General features: G+C 69.7%; 3 protein-coding genes and 1 pseudogene. 1 reads left to right on the top strand and 3 read right to left on the bottom strand.

The genetic code is table 11. The annotated features are described in order from the left end of the window. Nucleotides 1-356 precede the first annotated feature (356 nt). A pseudogene (locus ACIA8N_RS36460) lies at nucleotides 357-539 on the top strand (M4 family metallopeptidase); the annotation flags it as partial. Nucleotides 540-756: 217 nt separating this feature from the next. Here ACIA8N_RS36460 and ACIA8N_RS36455 read toward each other — a convergent pair. From ACIA8N_RS36455 to ACIA8N_RS36445, 3 genes are all read right to left on the bottom strand, one after another. After that, complete coding sequence (locus tag ACIA8N_RS36455) at nucleotides 757-1785, bottom strand: ABC transporter permease (RefSeq protein ID WP_399416899.1); 1029 nt, start codon at nucleotides 1783-1785, stop codon at nucleotides 757-759. Then, nucleotides 1782-3386, bottom strand: coding sequence for a sugar ABC transporter ATP-binding protein (locus ACIA8N_RS36450; RefSeq protein WP_365787937.1), 1605 nt, complete (start codon nucleotides 3384-3386; stop codon nucleotides 1782-1784). The genes ACIA8N_RS36455 and ACIA8N_RS36450 overlap by 4 nt, the downstream gene beginning before the upstream one ends. A gap of 112 nt (nucleotides 3387-3498) precedes the next feature. Beyond that, the gene (locus ACIA8N_RS36445; protein WP_365787935.1) at nucleotides 3499-4554 is read right to left on the bottom strand and encodes a substrate-binding domain-containing protein; all 1056 of its coding nucleotides are present in this window, start codon (nucleotides 4552-4554) and stop codon (nucleotides 3499-3501) included. Between the last annotated feature and the right edge of the window lie 714 nt (nucleotides 4555-5268).

Genomic DNA, 5268 nt, shown 5'->3' with positions numbered 1-5268 from the left:
CCACGCCGGCCCCCGGGCCCGTACCGTCGACTTCCGCAAGACGCCCGACCTCGGCCCCACCGAGGAATAGGAACACCCGGCGACGGGCCGGGCTCAGGCGCGCCCCCCGCGCGCCCGAGCCCGGCCCTTCCGGCCCTTCCGGCCCTCCCGGCCCTCCCGGCCCTCCCGGGAGGGCTTTTCGTCGTCTTCCGGCGATCCGTACGACACGTATGCCGGGTCGGCGGGAGACGGTCCCGATGCCTCCGAGCGGCCCTCGACCCCCTTCTGCCCGCTCCGCATCGGCGTGGCCGAGGGGCTGAAGGCACCTGCCCTGGTGAACGGCGCTCCTGGCTACAACGAGACGGCCGTACGACGACGGAGACAGCGACAGCGACACCAACCCGCTGACGTCCATCGACGTCGCCGCCCAAGAGATGACCCACGGCATCACGTCGCGCACGGTGGGGCTGCGCCGCAGCGGGGAGTCAGGGGGCCTGAACGAGACCACGTCCGACGTCTTCGGCGCCGTGGTGGAGTTCTGGGCGCGCAATGCGTCCGACCGCGAGGCCGCGGCGAAGGTCCCGGTACCGGGCCCTGACGACGTACCTGACCTCGACCACCGACTGCGCGGGTGCTCGGAGCGCCACCCACACTCCAGGCCGCCCCCGACCTGTACGGGGCGAACGGCGTCGTCCGACCGGCACGCAGACACGCAGACATCCAGACATGCCGCGAGGCCCGCTCCCCGAAGGGGGCGGGCCTCGTCAGTGCGTCCGGTCAGTGCGGTAGTCCGACGGCGCGTTCGCCGTTGCGGCGCTGCTGGATGACGACGGCGGCGACGAGGAGGGCGCCCTGGGCGACGTTCTGCCAGAAGGTGTTGATGCCCTCGACCGTCAGGCCGTTCTCCAGGGCGCCGAGGAGGGCGACGGCGAGGAGGGTGCCGCCGATGCCGCCCTTGCCGCCCTTGAGGGCGCAGCCGCCGAGTGCGGCGGCGGTGATGGCCTTGAGTTCGAGGCCCTCGCTGCCGGAGACGGGCTGGCCGGAGCCGGTGCGGGCGGTGAGCAGGATGCCGGCGACGGCGGCGACGACGCCGATGAGGGCGTAGACCGCGACGAGGTACTTGTTGATGTTGATGCCGGCGAGGCGGGCGGCGGTGTCGTTGCCGCCGATGGCGTAGAGGTTGCGGCCGATGTCGGTGTACTTGAGCATCACGTGCACGGCGATCGCGACGGCGATGAGGATCCAGACCATCACGGGCAGGCCGGCGATCTTGCCGCGTCCGAGGAAGACGAAGAAGTCGTTGTTGAGGACGTAGCCCTGGGCGCGGCCGTCGGACAGCAGCTGGGCGAGGCCCTTGTAGGCGGCGAGTCCGGCGAGCGTGGCGATGGTCGGATTGACCCGGCCGTAGACGATGACGAGACCGTTGAGGACGCCGACGAGGACGCCGACACCGACGGCGGCGAGCACGCCGACGAACGCGCTGGAGCCGGTGCTGGTGAAGACCATGGCGCTGACGACGGACGCCACGCCGACCTGGGAGCCGACGGAGATGTCGAGTCCGCCGCAGATGATGACCACGGTCTGCACGATGGCGAGCAGTCCGGTGATGGTCGCCGCTTCGGCGATCACCTGCATGTTGGACAGGCTCAGGTAGTTGTCGTTGAGGACGCCGAACAGCCCGAGGACCACGACGAGCGCACCGATGAGGCTGATGTTCTGGCCGCCGAGCGCCGCCAGCGGCGAGCGCTTGTGTGCCGTTTCCGGGGCCTTCTCGGTCTCGGCCGGGGAGGTGGTGGCGGTGGTCATCGGGGGCCTCCATGGGCGGAGTCGGTACGGGGCCGGGCAGCGGCCGGGGTGGTCACGGCGTCGACTGTGGCGAGGTCGTCGGCCATGGCGAGGTTGAGGATCGATTCCTCGGTCGCCTCGGCCCGACTGAGTTCGCCGGTGATGCGACCGTTCTGCATCACCACGACGCGGTCGGCGACTCCGAGCACCTCGGGGAGCTCGGAGGAGATCACGAGCAGGGCGACGCCGTCCCGCGCGAGGTCGGCGATGATCCGGTAGATCTCCGCCTTGGCGCCGATGTCGATCCCACGGGTGGGCTCGTCGAGGATCAGGACCTTCGGCCGACGCAGCAGCCATCGGGCGAGGACGACCTTCTGCTGGTTGCCGCCGGACAGCTTGCGCACCTCGTGCTCGATGGACGGCGTGCGCACCCTGAGCCGGTCGGAGAACTCCTGGGCGACGGCCTTCTCCTGGCCGCTGCGGACGAAGCGCATCCGGCGCAACCGCTCCAGGCTGACCAGGGAGGTGTTGTCACGGATGGACCGGTGCAGGAAGAGGGCCTGGGCCTTGCGCTCCTCCGGGGCCAGGCCGATGCCGGCGCGGATGGCATCCTTCGGGCTGCGCAGCCGCAGGGGCCGGCCGTTCAGGGAGATCCGCCCGGAGCGCAGGGGACGGTCGCCGGCGAGCGCGAGTCCGAGCTCCGAACGCCCGGCGCCCATCAGGCCGGCGAGGGCGACCACCTCTCCGGCCCTGATCCGGAGGCTGATGTCGGTGACGTCGTCGGTGGTGACGCCGTCCAGCTCCAGGACGACCTCGTCGCGGGCGACGTCCTGCCGTACGAACAGCGAGGAGAGGTCACGGCCGACCATCATCCGGACGACTTCACTCTCGGTGGTCCGCGCGGCGTCGAGGACGCCTGCGGAGGCGCCGTCGCGGAGCACCGCGATCCGGTCCGCGAGCCGGAAGATCTCCTTCATGCGGTGGGAGACATAGATGATCGCGATGCCCTGGGCGCGCAGCCGGTCGATCAGGGCGAACAGGGCCTCGGCCTCGTTCTCCGCGAGCGAGGAGGTCGGCTCGTCGAAGGCGATGACCTTGGCCTCGCCGGTAAGGGCCCGCAGGATCTCCACCAACTGTCGCTGAGCAGCGGTGAGTTCGGAGCCGATCTGGTCGGGGTCGATGACCTTCTCGAAGCCGAGCCGCGCCAGGTCGGCGGTGATCCTGCGGCGCAGCTCGGCGCGGTTGAGGCGTCGGCCGGCCTTTCGGGGGAGGGACCCCGCGTAGACGTTCTCCGCCACGGAGACGTGAGGGATGATCTCCGGCTCCTGCGGGATGATCCGGATCCCGGCCTTGCGCGCGTCCTGCGGCGAGGCGAACGAGACCGGCGCGCCGTCGAGGAAGACGCGTCCTTCGGTGGGCTGGTGGTCGCCGGTGAGGATCTTCAACAGCGTTGACTTGCCGGCGCCGTTCTCGCCCATGAGGGCAGTGACCTGTCCCGGGAGGAAGGTCAGGGTGACGCCGCTCAAGGCCTGGACTGCGCCGAAGCTCTTGGTGATGCTCTCGACGGCGACACCGGCACCTGGGGTCGCCGGCGCGGGGGGTCGGGTGCCGGGTGTGGTCATGGTGGCCTCACGGGCTGGAGGGACGGGGACGGGCCGGCGGAGTGCCGGGCGGTGGGAGAAGCCGGTGCGGCGGGCGGGACGAGCCGCCGCACCGGCGTCGAGGGGCCGCAGCTCAGCCGCAGGTGACTCCGGCGGCCTTCCAGGTGGCGGCGTCGACCATCGTGGTCGGGGCGAAGGCCTCCTTGGGGAAGGCCTTACCGTTCTTGAGCTTGTCGTACATCGTCTGCACAGCCAGGGCGCCGACGTCCTTGCCGTTGATGAACAGCGCGGCCTTCATGCCGGACGGCTTGCCGGAGCTCCAGTTCTTGCAGGCCAGGTAGGCGCCGAGGCCCACGCCGATGACATCGTCGGCCTTGAAGCCGGCGTTCTCCAGCGCCGTCACTCCGCCCTGGACGTTCTCGTCGTTGCAGCCCCAAACGACCCAGTGCTTGACGCTCGGGTTCGCGGTGATCGTGGCCGCGATCTTGTCCTGCGCGCCGGTGGGGCTGTTGTCCGTGGGAACGTCGATGTTCTGCACCTTGGCACCGGCGCCGGCGGCGAAGGCGTCCTTGGACGCCTTGACGCGATCGGTGCAGACGGTCACGTCCTGCTTCCAGGCGGAGATGGTGCGCGTCTCCGCGGGCTTCCAGCCGGCCTTCTTGAACTCCGCGGCGGCACGCTTGCCGACCTCGCCGCCCATCTGGGCACCGCTGAAGCCGATCCGAGGCACCAGGGCATCGGCCGGACAGGACGACGGGTCCGGTCCGCTCGTGCAGATCTGGTCGTCGGAGGTCAGCAGGGCCACCTTGGCGTCCTTGGCGATCTGGGCGACCTGGGGGCCGACGGCCGGGTCGGGGACGACGACGATCAGGCCGTCGCTCTTCTGCGAGATCGCCGACTGGGCCTCGCTGATGGTCTTGTTGGCGTCGGTGCCGAGGTTGACGACCTTCAGGTCGATGCCGAGCTCGTCCGCCTTGGCCTTGGCGCCGGCCGCCTCACCGACGAAGTACTCCTGGTCACCCTGCTTCTGGAGATAGGTGAGGGATATCTTGCCGTCGACCTTGGCAGCGTCCCCGGTGCTCCCCGAACCGGCCGCCTGCTGGCCGCTGGAGCAGGAGGTCAGTGCGAGAACGGAGGCCAGGCCCAGGACGACCGCAGCCACCGGCCGCCGGTTGAGTTCAGTGAACATGTCATTCCCCTTGCTAGGACGGGCCGCACACGGCCGACCGGTGAGGCACAGAAATCAGGTGGACTCGCGGAAGATCGTGGCGAGGAGGGGGAACGCGGTTCCGGTCCTGTCCGACGACGGTGCGAGAGCGGGCGGCCGGGCGCTTCGGGGGGTGCTGAAGTCGCCGTGGTGAGCCGCTTATGAACTCGATGCACCACAGAAAATCGCCGTTTCCACCAAAAGTCAACAGAGTGCCTGGGAGGTTTCGGATCGATACGTCGCCGTTACCCAGGTCTGACGAGAAGGCCTGGCGTAGCAATCGCTTACTGCGTGGGTGATCGCGTCGACTCGCTTGCCAAGATGTTGAAATATGTTGAACTTGCGTCGAGGATGGCGGAAAGCTGGCGGTTTCTCAAGTGTCCGCAAGCGCAACGCCGTTGCCGCCTCTGGCCGACAGGGTCAACGTCGGCCGCCGGTGCGTGTGGTCATGGCCGGTGCTCGGTACGTGTGATCATTACCGGCCCCGGTACGTGCCGTCATGGCCGGGTGCCTGGTACGTGCCGTCATGGCCCGTGCCCCATCGGTGCCGTCCAGCCGGGGAGGGTTGAGCCGTCGGCGAGCCGGCCCGTGAGCCGCACCCAAGCCCACTTTCCCGCCTCGGCCGATGTTCCCGCTTCCCCGCGCGACCTCGACGAATCCGGTCCGGTTCTGCCGCCGTTCACCCGTCGATGGCCT

The sequence above is a fragment of the Streptomyces sp. NPDC051822 genome (genome assembly GCF_044452745.1).
GTDB lineage: Bacteria > Actinomycetota > Actinomycetes > Streptomycetales > Streptomycetaceae > Streptomyces.
Note: the sequence above shows the minus strand (reverse complement) of the source record. Positions and strands in the feature narration are given on the sequence as shown.